The sequence below is a fragment of the Novosphingobium sp. genome, assembly GCF_019748365.1.
Taxonomy (GTDB): domain Bacteria; phylum Pseudomonadota; class Alphaproteobacteria; order Sphingomonadales; family Sphingomonadaceae; genus Novosphingobium.
In genome coordinates, this window is sequence record NZ_JAIEPN010000024.1 from 45,211 (window position 1) to 61,797 (window position 16,587).

At 65.4% G+C, this 16,587-nt stretch carries 13 protein-coding genes; 10 read left to right on the forward strand and 3 right to left on the reverse strand.

What is annotated here, in order from left to right:
• Positions 1-79: 79 nt before the first annotated feature.
• The 3 genes from K5Q19_RS03535 (at position 80) to K5Q19_RS03545 (ending at position 3,615) form a co-directional block, all read left to right on the forward strand.
• A complete protein-coding gene (locus tag K5Q19_RS03535) occupies positions 80-1,303 on the forward strand; it encodes an NADP-dependent isocitrate dehydrogenase (protein WP_292941249.1) in 1,224 nt (407 codons plus the stop codon).
• Between the two features lie 103 nt (positions 1,304-1,406).
• Positions 1,407-2,936: a DUF1963 domain-containing protein gene (locus K5Q19_RS03540; protein WP_292941251.1), complete on the forward strand. Its 1,530-nt coding sequence runs from the start codon at positions 1,407-1,409 to the stop codon at positions 2,934-2,936.
• Positions 2,937-3,234: 298 nt separating this feature from the next.
• Positions 3,235-3,615, forward strand: a complete 381-nt coding sequence (locus K5Q19_RS03545; protein ID WP_292941253.1) for a hypothetical protein — start codon at positions 3,235-3,237, stop codon at positions 3,613-3,615.
• A 79-nt stretch (positions 3,616-3,694) separates the two neighbouring features.
• On the opposite strand, the gene K5Q19_RS03550 is transcribed toward K5Q19_RS03545, so the two are convergent.
• Positions 3,695-4,477, reverse strand: a complete 783-nt coding sequence (locus K5Q19_RS03550) for a tyrosine-protein phosphatase (protein WP_292941255.1) — start codon at positions 4,475-4,477, stop codon at positions 3,695-3,697.
• Between the two features lie 62 nt (positions 4,478-4,539).
• On the reverse strand, positions 4,540-5,733 hold the full coding sequence (locus K5Q19_RS03555) for a M20 family metallopeptidase (RefSeq protein ID WP_292941257.1): 1,194 nt from the start codon (positions 5,731-5,733) through the stop codon (positions 4,540-4,542).
• A gap of 125 nt (positions 5,734-5,858) precedes the next feature.
• Here K5Q19_RS03555 and K5Q19_RS03560 point away from each other — a divergent pair, with 125 nt between their 5' ends.
• From K5Q19_RS03560 to K5Q19_RS03580, 5 genes are all read left to right on the forward strand, one after another.
• Positions 5,859-7,109 carry an acetyl-CoA C-acetyltransferase gene (locus K5Q19_RS03560; RefSeq protein ID WP_292941259.1) on the forward strand — a complete coding sequence of 417 codons (1,251 nt, stop codon included), beginning with the start codon at positions 5,859-5,861 and terminating at the stop codon, positions 7,107-7,109.
• Between the two features lie 77 nt (positions 7,110-7,186).
• A complete protein-coding gene (locus tag K5Q19_RS03565) occupies positions 7,187-7,978 on the forward strand; it encodes a dienelactone hydrolase family protein (RefSeq protein ID WP_292941261.1) in 792 nt (263 codons plus the stop codon).
• A gap of 272 nt (positions 7,979-8,250) precedes the next feature.
• Complete coding sequence (ettA, locus tag K5Q19_RS03570; RefSeq protein ID WP_292941263.1) at positions 8,251-9,924, forward strand: energy-dependent translational throttle protein EttA; 1,674 nt, start codon at positions 8,251-8,253, stop codon at positions 9,922-9,924.
• Positions 9,925-10,067: 143 nt separating this feature from the next.
• Positions 10,068-11,192, forward strand: a complete 1,125-nt coding sequence (locus K5Q19_RS03575; RefSeq protein ID WP_292941265.1) for an RcnB family protein — start codon at positions 10,068-10,070, stop codon at positions 11,190-11,192.
• A gap of 171 nt (positions 11,193-11,363) precedes the next feature.
• Positions 11,364-12,722 (forward strand): SRPBCC family protein, encoded by a 1,359-nt coding sequence (locus K5Q19_RS03580; RefSeq protein ID WP_292941267.1) that lies wholly within the window; start codon positions 11,364-11,366, stop codon positions 12,720-12,722.
• Between the two features lie 176 nt (positions 12,723-12,898).
• Here the strand turns inward: K5Q19_RS03580 and K5Q19_RS03585 are convergent, their stop codons facing one another.
• Positions 12,899-13,414, reverse strand: a complete 516-nt coding sequence (locus K5Q19_RS03585; RefSeq protein WP_292941269.1) for a cytochrome c family protein — start codon at positions 13,412-13,414, stop codon at positions 12,899-12,901.
• A gap of 266 nt (positions 13,415-13,680) precedes the next feature.
• Between K5Q19_RS03585 and K5Q19_RS03590 the strand changes: the two genes are divergently transcribed.
• Positions 13,681-15,237 (forward strand): GtrA family protein, encoded by a 1,557-nt coding sequence (locus tag K5Q19_RS03590; protein ID WP_292941271.1) that lies wholly within the window; start codon positions 13,681-13,683, stop codon positions 15,235-15,237.
• 38 nt (positions 15,238-15,275) lie between these two features.
• Complete coding sequence (locus tag K5Q19_RS03595) at positions 15,276-16,571, forward strand: PLP-dependent transferase (protein WP_292941273.1); 1,296 nt, start codon at positions 15,276-15,278, stop codon at positions 16,569-16,571.
• Positions 16,572-16,587: the final 16 nt, after the last annotated feature.

Below are 16,587 nucleotides of genomic sequence, written 5' to 3' on the forward strand. Positions count from 1 at the left end.
CCGACCGCTTGCGCGCGCGGAACTGCCTGCTAAGGAACGGCAAATTTTTTGGACTCTCCCCGGGGAAGGCACGCAAACCATGGCAAAGATCAAGGTTAAGAATCCTGTCGTCGAACTCGACGGCGACGAAATGACGCGGATCATCTGGCAGTGGATCCGTGAACGTCTGATCCTCCCCTATCTCGATATCGATCTGAAGTACTACGATCTCTCGGTCGAGAAGCGCGACGAGACGAACGACCAGATCACCATCGATTCGGCCAACGCGATCAAGGAATATGGCGTCGGCGTGAAGTGCGCCACGATCACCCCGGACGAGCAACGCGTCGAGGAATTCGGCCTCAAGAAGATGTGGAAGTCGCCCAATGGCACGATCCGCAACATCCTCGGCGGCGTGGTCTTCCGCGAACCCATCGTGATCCAGAACGTGCCGCGCCTCGTGCCCGGCTGGACCGATCCCATCGTCGTCGGCCGCCACGCCTTCGGCGATCAGTACAAGGCGACTGACACGCTGATCCCCGGCCCGGGCAAGCTGCGCCTGGTGTGGGACGGCGATGATGGCCAGAAGATCGATCTCGACGTGTTCGACTTCCCGAGCGCCGGCGTCGCCATGGCGATGTACAATCTCGACGATTCGATCCGCGATTTCGCCCGCGCCTCGTTCAACTATGGTCTCGCGCTCGGCTGGCCGGTCTACCTCTCGACCAAGAACACCATCCTCAAGGCCTATGACGGCCGCTTCAAGGACCTGTTCCAGGAAGTGTTCGACACCGAAGGCTTTGCCGAGAAGTTCAAGGCTGCGGGAATCGAATACCAGCACCGCCTTATCGACGACATGGTCGCCTCGGCGCTCAAGTGGTCGGGCAAGTTCGTCTGGGCCTGCAAGAACTACGACGGCGACGTGCAGTCGGATACCGTCGCGCAGGGCTTCGGCTCGCTGGGCCTGATGACTTCGGTGCTGATGTCGCCCGATGGCAAGACGATCGAGGCGGAAGCCGCGCACGGCACCGTGACGCGCCACTACCGCCAGCACCAGCAGGGCAAGCAGACTTCGACCAACCCGATTGCCTCGATCTTCGCGTGGACCCGCGGCCTGATCTATCGCGGCAAGTTCGACGAGACGCCGGAAGTGGTGAAGTTCGCCGAAACGCTCGAGCGCGTGTGCATCGAGACCGTCGAGAGCGGCAAGATGACCAAGGACCTCGCCATCCTGATCGGCCCCAACCAGCCGTGGATGACCACCGAGAAGTTCTTCGAAGCGATTGTCGAGAACCTCGAAGCGGCGATGGCTGCAGAAGGCTGATATGTTCGGGGCGGGATAATCTCCCGCCCCGTTTCAGCCAAATTTAACCATTTCTTGCAGATTTGGGCAGAATACAGCACCGTAACACCAAACAGGTGAACGCGTGTCGGCTCTCGTCGCAATCTTTGCCATCTTCCTGACCAGCGCGCTGGGGCTTTTCGCGCTGCTCTGGTACTGGCTACGCCTGCGTGCGCTGCAGGAACCCAGGCCGAAGAAGCCGAAAAAGGCAAAGCGCCGCAAGGGCGCTCCCGAGCCGGAGCCAGAGCCGGAACCCGAACCACTCCCTGTCAAGGCCGGCCGCAGCCGCCTGATTTCCGCCGCCTCGCTGGCCGAAGCCGAAGCCGCCAATGCGGCGCCCCCCGAACTCGACTATTTCGACCCGGAACCGGAGCCGACCGCGCCGGAACCGGAAGCCCCGGAACCCTCGCTCCCAGCCCCCCTTGCTGCAGCCAGGCAGCAAGCCCTGGTCCTGCGCCAGCATTTCCCGCCGCACCGCGCACAACAGACCCGCAGCTGGCTGGGCGGCACCCCGGTACTGCCCGGCGCCGCCGAATGGCCGAGCAATCCCGCCACCGGCAAGCCGCTGCATTTCCTCCTTCAACTCGATCTGTCCGAAGTCCCGCCCGAAGCCGGCCTCGGTCTGCTCCCGCCCGAAGGCGCGCTCGCGGTGTTCCTCGATCTCGACTGGGGGCCCGGCGATGCATTCAAGGTCATCCACGCACAAGGCTATGCCGGAACGCCGTGGCATGCGCTCGACGTCCCGCAGAGCCTCGCCATGGCCTATGGCGACGAAGCCGCACTTGCCTGGCCCTGGGCGCTGACCCCGGCGCATGGCACGCAGATTCTGCCGCGCTGGCCCGTCACGCCGCGGCTGATCGCCCTGCCCGAAGGCGAAGCCCCCGGCTGGCCGCACACTGCGGCCACGGCCAAGGCCCTGCTCCACGCGCAAGGCGAGAGCGACCTTCCCCCCGCGCTCACCATCGCGGACTTCCACGGCGCGGACGGCCAAGGCTTCGAGCCGGCATGGTACGGCTATCCGCAAGACTGGATCAGTGTGCAGATCGCTTCGGCTGCGCTGGTGCGCGAGGCGGACCGTGCCTCCCGCACCGTGCTCCACGATCCCTACCCCGGGCTGGACGAGGCCGAACGCGCCGCCCAGCTCAAGACCGTGCGCGAGGAAGCGCAGGCCTGGTTCGACCACGCGCTGAACAACCCCGCACTCGCCCCTCTCGGCCCGCCGCTGCGCAAGGCCTTCTGGGACTGGCTCTCAACCCACCGCGCGCTCGCCGAACGGGTCATCCCCGAAGCGGTCGAAGCCGCCATCGAGACCACGCTCCACGCCTCGCCCGAGGAAGCCGCCAAGTTTCCCGAGGATATCACCGCCCGGGTCGCTTATCGCCACGCCCTCGCGCGGCGCACCCCCGAAGGCGTGATCGCCCCGCCCCCGGCGCGCCTCCTTGCCCCGGCCACCGGCGCCGCGGAACTTGCCGCCACACACCTGCTCCTGCTCGAACTGCCCACCAATCCCGCCATCGGCCACCACTTCGGCGGCGGCGCACTGCAATGGTGGATCACGCCGGAAGACCTGGCGGACCGGCGGTTTGATGCGGTGGTGATGACTATGGCGGGTTAGAAGCCCCGCCCGAAGGGAACTCGCGCTGCGCGATTTGCCCCGCCCAAATCCTTCCGGTTCGTCATTGCGAGCGCAGCGAAGCAATCCAGAGCCGAGCAGAACCGCCGTGGATTGCTTCGCTACGCCCGCAAAGACGAAGGGAGTGATGCGTGCCTCAGGTATTGGGCCGCTCCTTCTGAGAGACACAAGGCCGTATGGACAGGTTCAAACGACCGTTAGCGCCCACTTGCGGACGTTCCAAATCGATGTCAGTTCTCTGAATTGAAATGCCCAATAGCCTGCCCGGGAGCGCTGGTTCATGAGCGTGCCAGTGCCGATCCTGAAGGATGAAGTTCGGGAACATCGCATTCCGTCAGAATGGCGGCCCAAGCTTCGCGACATTGCTGACGCATTCATGGAGGGGAATTTCCATCTGCGTGACCTTGTACGTGTCGAGCCATTGGACGACGACACCGCCGCTAGAGTTGCAAGGAACATCGTTGCTTACGGCTGTACATTGGCGGCCCTGCCAGATGAAAGCTGGCACACGTCGGTATGCCAGTGGCAATTGGAATACTGGGACGTGTTGGTGGACCTGTTTACGGTCGAAGAAGGTCGAAGCGATCTGGTACTTCACGTGAAGGTTATCGAGAGAGCTGACGGTTTCCACTTCAAGGTTCACTTCGTTTACGTGCCCTAGCATGTGCCGCTGTAGCTTGAGATGAAGTCCGCTACCCACCAATCCCGGACACTGACCCACGACGCTTGGCCGCAAAGCCTCACACCACCAGCCGCTCCTCCAGCCGCGCCACCAGCGCCGCGTCCGCGCCCAGCACCGCCTCGGCATAGGCCTCGAACGTCCCGTGCTCGCGCTCCATCGCGGCGAAGGCGCTCTCCAGAAACTCCGGTTGGACGCCCATGATCGTGCGCAGGGCATCGTCGGTCATCATCGGCCCGAAGCTCGCGCGCACATTGGTTGCCGCCGCCGCGATCCGCGCTTCGGAATTGCCTGCGGTGTTGGTGAGCAGATAGTCCGCCATCACGTCATCCGCATGCACACCCATCAGACGGTGTACGATCGCCGCGCCCACGCCGGTGCGGTCCTTGCCCGCAAAGCAGTGCAGCAGGCTCGGCCCATGATCCTCGGCAAGGGTCTGCAGATAGAGCCGGAACGTGCCCACCAGCACCGGGCGGAACGGCAGCTTGTCGTAAAGCTTCACCATCGCGGCCCGCGCATCGTCCGCCGTGCGCACGCCCGAGGCCGCTTCGTCGTGAACGGCCCGACCATGATCGCCCGCCGTCTCGCCGGGATGGTACACCACCTGCCCCGCCCACTCTTCGTGGCGCAGACAGGGAAACTGCGCCCGCTCGCTATCGCCGCGCAAGTCGATCACCCGCGCGATGCCGATGCGGTGGACCACATCGAGATCCTCCGCCGTCGCCTCGAAGTGGTGCCCCGAACGCCACAGATGGCCCGTCCGCAGCGAGCCGCCGCGCGCGCGGTAGCCGCCATAGTCGCGAAAATTGTGAATGCCGGCGAGCGGCAGAACGCGGTCTTGCATGCGGATGTCCCTGTCAGATCATCCCCGCCAATGCCAGCCCTTCAAGACGCTCCGGTTGCACCTTACGCAAACCCCTCCGCCAGAAACCGCTCCGCGCACCCCGCCAGCACGGCGCTGCCCAGCGGCATCACGCTTTCATCGAGCATCATACGCGTCGAATGGATCGAGCAGCAGCTCTTCCAGTCCGCCCCCTGCGGCGCCACGCCAAGGAAGAACATCGCGCCTGGCGTCTGTTCCAGCACATAGGAGAAGTCCTCCGCGCCCATGATCGGGTGCGAAAGGCGGTGGAACGTGCCCGTCAGCTCCTCCGCCACCTTGGCCCCCAGATCGACCGCGCGCGCATCGCAGATCGTCACCGGAAAGCCGGGAATGATCGCCGTCTCCGCCGTCAACCCGTGCGCGGCGGCGATATGGCTCACCAGCTTCGGCAAAGCCTCATGCAGCCGCGCCCGCGCGCCGGGCGACAGCGTGCGCAGGGTGCCGAGCAGATGCGCGCTGTCAGGAATGACGTTGTAGGCCGTCCCTGCGGTAATCTTCGAAACCGTCGCCACCACCGGATCGGCCACCGAAAACTTGCGCGTCACCATCGCCTGGATCGCACTGACGATCTCGCAGGCGACCGGGATCGGGTCGAGCGTATCGTGCGGCATCGAGGCATGGCCGCCGTCACCCTTGACCGTGATCTCGAACCGGTCCGCCGAGGCGAGCAGCGGCCCGGCCCGGCCCGCCACGATCCCGTGCGGGCTATTCGGCATGATGTGGAGCGCAAAAGCGGCATCCGCCTTGGGTTCCAGCAGCCCGTCGTCGATCATGAACCGCGCGCCGTGGTGCCCTTCCTCGCCCGGCTGGAACATGAACTGCACTTCGCCCGCGATCTTGTCTGCCCGCGCACATAGCAGCTCTGCGGCTCCCGCCAGCATCGCCGTATGGGCATCGTGCCCGCAGGCATGCATCCGGCCGGCAAACTGCGAGGCGAATTCCAGCCCGGTTTCCTCGGGCATCTCCAGCGCGTCCATATCCCCGCGCAGCAGCACGCGGCGGCCATTGCCCCCGCCGCACTTGAGCGTCGCAACGAGCCCCGTCGTCGAAGGCCCTTCCCGCCACGTCAGCGGCAAATGCGCCAGCGCCGCGCGCACCTTGCTGGCGGTCAGCGGCGTATGCAGCCCCAGCTCCGGCTCGGCATGGATCGCGCGCCGCAGTGCCGTGATCTTCGGCTCCAGCGTTCGCGCCTGCTCCAAGAGATCGGCATGCAGCATCGGGGGCTCCTGTAGGTGACAGACGCATAGCATAAGCCTCCCCGCGCGCCGCTGTCGAGGTTCCCCCTTGCGCACCGCTCCACACCGGTTTAATCGCTCGATTAACGCACTTGGGAGAGTCTGTCATGGCCGAAGCCTATATCATCGATGCCGTCCGCACCCCGCGCGGGGTGGGCAAGCCCGGCAAGGGCGCACTGTCGCACCTGCATCCGCAGCACCTCGCCGCCACCGTCATGAAGGCGATTGCCGAGCGCAACAATCTCGACACCGGCACCGTTGACGACATCATCTGGTCGACCTCGTCGCAGGTTGGCAAGCAGGGCGGCGACCTTGGCCGGATGGCCGCGCTCGCGGCGGGCTACAACATCAGCGCCAGCGGCACCACGCTGGACCGGTTCTGCGGCGGCGGCATCACTTCGGTGAACCTTGCTGCGGCCACCGTGATGTCGGGCATGGAAGACTGCGTCATCGCCGGCGGCACCGAGATGATGAGCTTCACCGCTGCCAACGCCGCGGCCGAAGCCAATGCCGGCTTCCCGCCGCGCCTGATGGGCTCGGGCAACAAGGCGCTCGACGAGCTTCACCCGCAGTCGCACCAGGGCATCTGCGGCGATGCCATCGCCACGATCGAAGGCATTTCGCGTGAAGCGCTCGATGCGCTCGCGCTCGTCAGCCAGCAGCGCGCCGACGTGGCCATCAAGGAAGGCCGCTTCAACAAGTCGCTCGTCACCGTCTACAACGAGGACGGCTCGGTCGCGCTCGACCACGAGGAATTCCCCCGCCCCGAAACGACCGCGGAAGGCCTCGCCAGCCTCAAGCCCGCCTTCGCCGGGATGATGGACTTCGATCTCGGCGGCGGCATGACCTTCCGCAAGCAGATCAACCGCCGCTATCCGGACGTGGACATCAAGCCCGTCCACCACGCCGGCAATTCTTCGGGTGTGGTCGATGGCGCCGCCGCACTCCTCATCACCTCGCCCGCCTATGCCGAAAAGCATGGCCTGAAGCCCCGCGCGCGCATCGTCGCCTATGCCAATCAGGGCGATGACCCGACGCTGATGCTTAACGCGCCGGTACCTGCCGCCAAGAAGGTCCTCGCCAAGGCGGGCCTTACCAAGGACGACATCGACGTCTGGGAAATCAACGAGGCTTTCGCCGTCGTCGCCGAGAAGTTCATCCGCGACCTCGAACTCGACCGCGCCAAGGTGAACATCAACGGCGGCGCCATGGCGCTCGGCCACCCGATCGGCGCGACCGGCTCGATCCTCATCGGCACCGCGCTTGATGAGCTGGAGCGTTCGGGCGGCCGCTACGGCCTCGTCACGATGTGCGCGGCGGGCGGCATGGCGCCTGCGATCATCATCGAACGCATCTGATTTCGAGCTGAAAAGCGCTTGGAAGACCCGGATGGTGCTGGCACCGTCCGGGTCTTGTCGCGTCTGGGGGGAAGCACATGAAAAATCCCGAAGCCTTCGCAGGCTACGAAGCCTTCGATTTCAGCGATGGCCCCTTCACCCGCCGCGTCTGGCGCAAGGGTAGCGGCCCCGCGGTCATCGTCATGCACGAGATCCCCAATCTCCACCCGCAAGTCCTGCGCTTCGCAGACCGCGTCGCGGCGCAGGGGATGACGGTCTATTGCCCCAGCCTGTTCGGCGAGGACGGGCGCATGCCTTCGCAGGCTTATGCATTGGGCCAGATGCTCTGGACGATCTGCGTCCGCCGCGAATTCAACGTCTGGGCGAACGGCAAGTCGAGTCCCATCGTCGACTGGCTCCGCGCGCTCGCCCGGCATGCCCACGCGGCATGCGGCGGACGCGGGGTCGGCGCGGTCGGCATGTGCCTGACGGGCGGCTTTGCCCTTGCGATGATGACCGAACCCGCCGTCGTCGCCCCGGTGCTCTCCCAGCCCTCGCTCCCGCTGGGCAAGAAGGGCGCAGGCCGCATCGACGCGTCCCCTGAAGAAATCGCCTGCGCCAAGCGCCGCTTCGAGGCCGAGGACCTCTCGATGATGGCCCTGCGCTTCACCAGCGACAAGCTTGTCCCCGCCGAGCGCTTCGCCATGCTGAAGGATACCTTCGGCGACCGCTGCCAGACCATCGACCTTACCGACGCCGACGCCAACCCGGCAGCCCCCATCGCGCCGCATTCGGTCCTGACATGGCACCTCATCGACGAACCCGGCAGCGCCACGAAGCAAGTCGAGCAGGACGTCATCGCCTTCTTCCGGCATCGCACGGGGGCGTAACCAGCGAGCTCGGATTGGTTCACGCAGAGGCGCAGAGGAAGCAGAGAGACGCAGGGGGGTTGTGCGTGCGGCGAAGCCGCTTTCAAGAATGCAACGCCCGGAACACCAACATAGGCCTGCGGCCAGTCCCCCTCTTTCTTTCCCAACTTCTCTGCGTCTCTCTGCTTCCTCTGCGCCTCTGCGTGAACCCCTTTTTTCCTTGGCTTGCCCGCTGCCCCGCGCCCCTGTAGAGCGCGGGCCAAATCCCCTTAGAGAATACGCAAGGACCTCCGATGGCCGCCCAGTACGCCTACGTCATGAAGAACATGACCAAGACCTTCCCCGGCGCGCCCAAGCCGGTGCTGAAGGACATCAACCTGCAGTTCTATCAGGGTGCCAAGATCGGCATCGTCGGCCCCAACGGCGCGGGCAAGTCCACGCTGATCAAGATCATGGCGGGCATCGACAAGGACTTCACCGGTGAGGCCTGGCCGGGCGAGAACATCACCGTCGGCTATCTCGAGCAGGAACCCCAGCTCGACAACACCAAGACCGTGCTCGAAAACGTCAAGGACGGCGCGCGCGAGATCGCCGACATGGTCGACCGCTTCAACGCGATCGGCATGGAAATGGCCGAGGAAGACGCCGATTTCGATGCGCTCGGCGCCGAGATGGCCGAACTGCAGGACAAGATCGACGCGGTCGATGGCTGGACGCTCGACAACCAGCTCGAAATCGCGATGGAAGCCCTGCGCTGCCCGCCGGGCGATTGGCCGGTAGACAGCCTCTCGGGCGGTGAAAAGCGCCGCGTCGCGCTCACCCGCCTGCTGATCCAGAAGCCCTCGATCCTGCTGCTGGACGAACCGACCAACCACCTCGATGCCGAAAGCGTCAACTGGCTGGAAAACCACCTCAAGGAATATGCCGGCGCGGTGCTGATGATCACCCACGACCGCTACTTCCTCGACAACGTCGTCGGCTGGATTCTCGAACTCGATCGCGGCAAGTACTTCCCCTACGAAGGCAACTATTCGACCTACCTCGAAAAGAAGGCCAAGCGGCTCGAGCAGGAAAGCCGCGAGGACGAAGGCCGCCAGAAGGCCATCGCGCAGGAACTCGAATGGATCCGGCAGGGGCCGAAGGGCCGCCAGACCAAGTCCAAGGCGCGTATCAAGGCCTTCGACCAGCTCGTCGAATCCGCCGAGAACCGCCCCATCGGCAAGGCCCAGATCGTCATCCAGGTGCCCGAGCGCCTTGGCGGCAAGGTGATCGAGGCCAAGAACATCTCCAAGGCCTATGGCGACAAGCTGCTCTTCGAAAACCTCTCGTTCATGCTCCCCCCCGGCGGCATCGTCGGCGTGATCGGGCCGAACGGCGCGGGCAAGTCCACGCTGTTCAAGCTGATCACCGGCAAGGAACAGCCCGACAGCGGCACGATCGAGATCGGCCAGACGGTGCACCTCGGCTATGTCGACCAGAGCCGCGATCACCTCGATCCCAAGAAGAACGTCTGGGAGGAAATCTCCGACGGGCTCGACTACATGAAGGTCAACAAGCAGGACATGTCGACACGCGCCTATGTTGGCGCGTTCAATTTCAAGGGCCAGGACCAGCAGAAGAACGTCGGCAAGCTCTCGGGCGGTGAACGCAACCGCGTGCACATGGCCAAGATGCTCAAGCAGGGCGGCAACGTCCTCCTGCTCGACGAGCCGACCAACGACCTCGACGTCGAAACCCTGCGCGCGCTTGAAGAAGCGATCGAGAACTTCGCCGGCTGCGCCGTGGTCATCAGCCACGACCGCTTCTTCCTCGACCGTCTCGCCACACACATCCTCGCCTTCGAAGGCAACAGCCACGTCGAATGGTTCGAAGGCAACTTCGAAGCTTACGAGGAAGACAAGCGCCGCCGTCTGGGCGACGCCGCCGACCGCCCGACGCGCCTCGCCTACAAGAAGCTGACCCGCTGACGGCCTGATTCGTTCATGTTGGATGGCGAAAACATGAACAGATGCCGTTGTCATGGTTCAGCCATACGACAGGGCCGGTGCTATAGTCCGGTTGCAGGAGAGGCCACGAGCGAGTCGCGGCCCATGCAATTGGAGCCGGGACCATGGCCGCCAAGTCCGTTTTGAAGAACAGCGCATCCGCGCTTCTTGCCCTCCTGCTGGGCACGGCAGCGCTGTTGCCCGCCACTGCCAGCGCGCAGGAACGCGACCAGCGCGGTCCCGCTCGCATGGAGCGTATGGAGCGCCCCGCCCCCGCTCCGGCGCCCGCGCAGCAGGCCCCCGCCTGGCAGAACCGCGCCCCGGCCGCACAAGCTGCACCCTCCGGTTGGCAGGGCCGCCCGGCATGGTCGTCGAACGGCAGCCAGCCCCAACGCCCCGCGCCGCCCGCAAATCAGGGCGGCTGGCAAGGCCGTCAGGCATGGCAGAACGGCGGCGGTGACCGCGAACGCGGCGATCGCGGCAATGGTGTGAGCCCCACCGGCCAGCCCGCCTTCGGCCGTCCGGCATGGGCGACAGGCGGTCAGGTTCCGCAGCCCCGCACGGATGTCCCGGGCTCGGGCACCCGCAATCCCACTTACGTCGATCCCAATCGCGGCGGCCGTGGCTGGCAGGGAACCCCCGGCGGCGACCGTGATGGCCGGGCCCGTGAGAACGACGGCCGCGGCAACAACGGCGGGCAGTGGCAGAACGATGGCCGCGGCAACTGGAACCGTGACCGCGACGGTAACCGCAACGACGATTGGCGCCGCAACAACAACGGCCAGTGGAACCGCGGCGGCTGGAGTGCCAACACCTCGCGCAACTGGAACCGCGATCGCGACCGCGACTGGAACCGGGATCGCAATGGCTGGCGCGGCAACAACTGGGGCTACAACAACGGCTGGCGTGGCAACGGCTGGGGCAACAATGGCTGGCGCGGGTGGGACCGCGACGGCTGGCGGCGCGACCGCCGCTACGACTGGTACGGCTGGCGCAACAGCCACCGCTCCATCTTCAGCCTCGGTTTCTATTCGGCGCCGTGGCGGGACTATTCCTACAGCCGCCTCGGCATCGGCGTGGTCATCGGCGCCCCGTTTTACGACCAGCGCTACTGGATCGCCGATCCCTGGGCCTATCGTCTGCCGCCGGCCGGCGGTCCCTATCGCTGGGTTCGCTACTATGACGACGCCCTGCTCGTGGATATCTACTCGGGCGAGGTCGTCGACGTGATCTACGATATCTTCTGGTGATTTAGCGTCGGCCCGTCTGCCATTCCGGCAGGCGGGCGCGGCCGTAGGGGGCAGGGTCGCCACACCGGGGGCAATCCGAACCTCCCCTGCCGCCTAAGAGAATGGCTAGTTCTGTCCGCGCGGATTGCGCCCATAACATCGGTCGTCACAGCCCACTGCCGGGAGTGCCCGATGCCCGCCGCAAGCCCCCAGCCCCACGCTCCCGATACCGCGCCGATCCCGATCAGCAACTTCACCAAGGAGCGCTACCTCACGCGCGCATGGATGGAGCGCGAGCGCGCGGGGCTGTGGGCGAAAACATGGCTGGTCGCCGGCGTGGCCGCCGATGTCGCCGCGCTGGGGCAGTATTTCACCTTCGATATCGGCGCGGAAAGCCTGCTCATCGTGCGTGGCATCGATGGCGTGCTGCGCGCGATGCACAACGCCTGCACCCATCGCGGCACGCGCCTTGTCACCGAACCGCACGGCATGCTGCGCAAGGTCGTCTGCCCCTATCACGCCTGGGCCTACGGGCTCGATGGCTCCCTGCAAGGCGTACCCGGCGCGGCGCGCTTCTCCAACGGGGTGCCCAAGGACAAGCTCGCGCTGAAGGCGGTCGAGGTGGAGGAAACGCTCGGGCTGGTCTTCGTCCGCCTCGTGCCGGGCAGCCCCTCGCTCGCGGAATTTCTCGCGCCGATCCACGGCCTCATCGCCCCCTACCGGCTCGAGGCGATGACGGTCACGGGCGACCAGACCGTCTCTCACACCTGCAACTGGAAGGCGATCCTCGACAACTTCGCCGAGCTCTATCACGTCCCCTTCATCCACCCGCTGCACCGGCGCATGTTCGAATGCGCCAAAGCCCCGTTCGAGCTGTTCGATCACGGCCACACCGCGGTCTATGTCGAAGGGGGCACCACCGATTCCGGCTTCCCCGTGCCTGATGCGCCGACCGATCTTCTTGTCATGCAGCTCAAGGCCTTCGGGCTCGATCCGGCGCACTATGAGGGCCGCGTCGCAGCGATCCGCCCTGCCCTCCAACGCGCCAAGCGCGCCGCCGCCAAGGAACAGGGCCTCGCCTACGACGGCTTTTCGGATGCGCAGCTCAGCGATGTCTGGCAGTTCAATCTCTTTCCGAACGTAATCCTCTCGATCACCCCCGAAAGCGCTTGGCTCATGCGCTCGCGCCCCGATGCCGATGATCCGGCGAAGAGCCACTTCGACATGATCACCATGGTCCAGTTCCACGGCACCGAGGAAGACGCCGCCAAGGCCAAGGCAGAAGACGGCACCGAAGCCGGCACCCACTTCCGCCTCAACGGCCCCCGCCCGGCAGACTACCAGCGCCCGGCGCGCGACAGCTTCACCCACGAAGACATCATCACCGGGCGCAAGACGATGACCGTCACCATCGACGAGGACATCTCACTCCTCGCCCGCGTCCAGCAAGGCATGGCCTCAAGCGGGTTCCAGTCCGTCTGGCTGAGCGACGAGGAAGCCCGCGTCCAACACTTCCACAATGCGCTGGATGCGTGTCTGGCGGAGGCGTGAAAGCCTGGATCGATCCCCCCACGCTCTGGATTGCTTCGCTACGCCTGCGGGTGACAAGACCACGGATCATGACTGGGATCCGGTCTCGCCAAAGTGAAACGCAGCTATCGAGGCACAAAAAAACGCCGCCCCCTTCCCGGGAGCGGCGCTCTTTATTGCGCTGAACGCAGCGAGGCTTACTTGGTCGCGCTGGTCAGGTAGGCGATCACGTCCGCACGGTCCTGGCCCTTGGGCAGGCCGGCGAAGGCCATCTTGGTGCCGGGGACGACGCGGGCCGGCTTTTCAAGGTACTGATAAAGCTTCTCGGGCGACCAGGTAATGCCGCTTTCCTTGTTCGCGCTCGAATAGGAGAAGCCGGCGATCTCACCCGCCTTGCGGCCGATGATGCCGTGGAGCGACGGCCCGATGCGGTTCACGCCCGGATCGATCACGTGGCAGGTCTTGCACTGGGCGAAGACCTTCTCGCCGGCGGCGGCATCGCCCTTCATGTCGGCGAACTTGGTGCCGTCGAGCGTGGCGGTGTCATCAGCGGCGATCTTGTCAGCGGCCGGGGCAGCCGCATCAGCAGCAGCCGGCGCAGCCGCTGCAGGGGCTTCGGCAGCAGGCGCCGCCGCTTCTTCCTTCTTGCCGCCGCAAGCTGCCAGGGCGGCAGACAGGGCGATCAGACCGAGGTATCCTCTCAAATTGCTCATGGCCACTCCTTCACGAAAACTGGGGCAGTTGCAAAACTGCCAAACGATTATGACGAAAATCTCAGACCGGCAACCGCCAAACGCGGCGCGAAATGCTTGGACCGACTTCCTTACACACATTTAATGTTCACCCGGAACATCTTGCCGACAATTGTCCTCAAGGGCATGTCGCGCTGGCCTGTGCGATCTGCCATCGCGCCGCACTTTTGCGCGGGTTTGCCTGCGCCTTTGACAGCAGCGCAAGAGCGACCGTAAAGGCGGAGGGGATGAGGGTCTGGCCGTTCTCGGTACTGGTTGAAACGCGCTCCGCAGCAGCGCGCGACAAGCCATTGGCCGAGCTGGCGCTGATCGTCCTGCTGAGCGCGCTGGCCGCGCTTCCCGCGATATGCGCACCGGTGCTGCCGCTGGTCGATCTGGGCGGGCACATTGCGCGCTATGCCGTGCAGCTCGATGCGGGACGGTCCGAAGTCCTGCGCAACTGGTACAGCTTCGAGTGGGGTCTGCTGCCCAACCTTGGCGTCGATCTGCTGGTGCAACTGCTGGCGCCGGTGATGGGGCTCGAGCCGGCGGTGCACCTCATCGTGGGGTCGATTCCGCCGCTCATGGTTTCGGGCACGCTGCTGCTTTCGCGCGCGGCGCACGGGCGGATCGCGGTGAATGCGCTCTATGCGCTGCCGCTGGCGATCTCGCTGCCCTATCTCTACGGCTTCGTGAACTTTGCGCTGGCAATCGCGCTTGCCCTCCATGCTATGGCGCTTTGGATTGCGCTCGAGCACCGGCCAGTGCAGCGCACGGTGCTGTTCGTGCCGATCGGGTTCCTGCTCTGGCTGTGCCACCTCGTCGGCTGGGCCGTGTTCTGTGTCGTTGCCGGGGTGACAACGCTGGAAGCCGGGCTGCGCAGCGGCAAGGGGCTGGTGCGCACGGTGATCGCCACGGGTTTGATGATGGCACCGCTGCTGCTCGGCCCGATCATCGGCGCGCTGCTCGGCAAGGCGGGCGGAGAGCCCGTTCCCCTGTTCGAGATCACCAATTCGCCCTCCAAGAAGATCCAGTGGGTGATGATGGCGCTGACCGACAACTGGCCCGGCTGGGATGCAGCCGGGGTCTGTGTCATCCTGTTCGTGATCTATCTCGGCCTGCGGACCCCGGCCTTTGTCAGGCACCGCGGGCTGCTGCTCGCTGCGCTGGTCATGCTGGCGCTCTACCTGCTGATGCCGGACACGATCATGGGCTCGCGCTATGCCGATATGCGCCTGACGCCGGTCATTCTGGCGCTGCTCGTGCTGGCTGCGGCCCCTGCCCCCGATGCGGGCAAGCGCGTCACGGGGTGGTTGCTGGTAGGCGCCGCCGTGTTCGGGCTGATACGGCTTTCGGGCAATACGATCAGCATGGCGGCATCAGGGCGACAGTTTGCCGAAACTTTGACGGCGATCGAGGCCGCGCCGCGCGGGGTCAATCTCGTCTCGCTGTTCATGGATGAATGCGAGAAGTGGAACCTCGACCGGCGGCGGCACATCATGGGCTATGGCCTTGTGCGACGCCACTTGTTCGACAACGGGCAATGGCAGCTGCCGAGCGGACAGTTGATCAGCATCCACAACCGGCGCCTCGCCCCGTTCGACCGCGATCCTTCGACGATTACATTCATCAAGCCCTGCGGCGATCTGCCCGCACTTCCCGAAGTGGTCGCCGCAATCCCGCGCGCGGCGCGCTACCTCTGGGTGATCCGCACCGATCCCGCGCGGCGGCTGCCCGGCTGGGAACCGCTGCGCCAGACGGCGGACAGCGTGCTCTACCGCCGCTTGCCAACTCAATCGAATTGATAGACTATAACCACAAACGTCAGAGCAGGATGCCACCGATGACCGACCTGAGCAAAGCCAAGCCCGAGACCCTTGCCCTTCACGCCGGCTGGCGGGCGGACCCTTCGACCGGTTCGGTCGCGGTGCCGATCCACCAGACGACCTCGTACCAGTTCCATTCGACCGAGCACGCTGCGAACCTCTTCGCGCTCAAGGAACTGGGCAACATCTACACCCGCCTGATGAACCCGACGACCGACGTGCTCGAGCAGCGCATGGCGGCGATCGAAGGCGGCGTGGCGGCGCTGGCGGTTTCCTCAGGCCAGTCGGCAACGACGCTGGCGATCCTCAACCTTGCCAAGGCGGGCGACAACATCGTCGCCTCGACCAACCTTTACGGCGGGACCTGGAACCTGCTGGCCAACACGCTGCGCGATCTCGGCATCGAGACGCGGTTTGTCGATCCGGCGGACGTCGAGGGCTTCCGCCGCGCGACTGACGACAAGACCCGCGCCTACTATGCGGAATCGCTGCCCAATCCGAAGCTGGAGGTGTTCCCCATCGCCGAAGTCGCCGCGATCGGGCGCGAATACGGCATCCCGCTGATCATGGACAACACGGCGGCCCCGCTGCTGATCAAGCCGTTCGAGCATGGCGCGGCGGTGGTGGTCTATTCGGCGACCAAGTACATCGGCGGGCACGGCACTTCGATCGGCGGCCTGATCATCGACGGCGGCAATTTCGACTGGGAAGCCTTCCCCGAGCGCCAGCCGCACCTCAATACGCCGGATGCGAGCTACCACGGCGCCGTCTGGGCGCGCGACATCAAGCCGCTGGGGCCGATTGCCTATATCATCCGTGCGCGGGTGGTGCTGCTGCGTGATCTGGGCAATGCGCTCTCGCCGATGAGCGCGTTCCAGCTGATCCAGGGGCTGGAGACGATGCCGCTGCGCATCGAGCGCCACTGCGAGAACGCGGTAAAGGTGGCGGCGTTCCTTGCGGCGCACCCCAAGGTCGCCTCGGTGATCCACCCCTCGGTGGCGACGGGCCGGGCGGCGGACCTTGCCGCCAAGTACCTCACGCGCGGTCAGGGTGGGCTCGTCGGTTTCGAGCTGAAGGACGGAGCTGAGGCCGGGAAGCGCTTCATCGATGCGCTGCAGCTGTTCTACCACGTGGCGAACATCGGCGACGCGCGCAGCCTTGCGATCCATCCCGCCTCGACCACGCACTCGCAGCTTACGGCCGACGAGCAGGCGGCCACCGGCGTTTCACCGGGCTATGTGCGGCTTTCGATCGGCATCGAGCATATCGATGATATCCTCGCGGATCTGGGTGCGGCGCTGGACGCGGCGTAGAAAACGCTGGCGGTCG

Bases quoted from the DNA above. Each gene is read 5' to 3' on its own strand.
- K5Q19_RS03535 (WP_292941249.1), top strand. From the start codon at position 80: ATGGCAAAGATCAAGGTTAAGAATCCTGTCGTCGAACTCGACGGCGAC.
- K5Q19_RS03545 (WP_292941253.1), top strand. From the start codon at position 3,235: ATGAGCGTGCCAGTGCCGATCCTGAAGGATGAAGTTCGGGAACATCGC.
- K5Q19_RS03550 (WP_292941255.1), bottom strand. From the start codon at position 4,477: ATGCAAGACCGCGTTCTGCCGCTCGCCGGCATTCACAATTTTCGCGAC.
- K5Q19_RS03555 (WP_292941257.1), bottom strand. From the start codon at position 5,733: ATGCTGCATGCCGATCTCTTGGAGCAGGCGCGAACGCTGGAGCCGAAG.
- K5Q19_RS03560 (WP_292941259.1), top strand. From the start codon at position 5,859: ATGGCCGAAGCCTATATCATCGATGCCGTCCGCACCCCGCGCGGGGTG.
- K5Q19_RS03565 (WP_292941261.1), top strand. From the start codon at position 7,187: ATGAAAAATCCCGAAGCCTTCGCAGGCTACGAAGCCTTCGATTTCAGC.
- ettA (WP_292941263.1), top strand. From the start codon at position 8,251: ATGGCCGCCCAGTACGCCTACGTCATGAAGAACATGACCAAGACCTTC.
- K5Q19_RS03575 (WP_292941265.1), top strand. From the start codon at position 10,068: ATGGCCGCCAAGTCCGTTTTGAAGAACAGCGCATCCGCGCTTCTTGCC.
- K5Q19_RS03580 (WP_292941267.1), top strand. From the start codon at position 11,364: ATGCCCGCCGCAAGCCCCCAGCCCCACGCTCCCGATACCGCGCCGATC.
- K5Q19_RS03585 (WP_292941269.1), bottom strand. From the start codon at position 13,414: ATGAGCAATTTGAGAGGATACCTCGGTCTGATCGCCCTGTCTGCCGCC.
- K5Q19_RS03590 (WP_292941271.1), top strand. From the start codon at position 13,681: ATGAGGGTCTGGCCGTTCTCGGTACTGGTTGAAACGCGCTCCGCAGCA.
- K5Q19_RS03595 (WP_292941273.1), top strand. From the start codon at position 15,276: ATGACCGACCTGAGCAAAGCCAAGCCCGAGACCCTTGCCCTTCACGCC.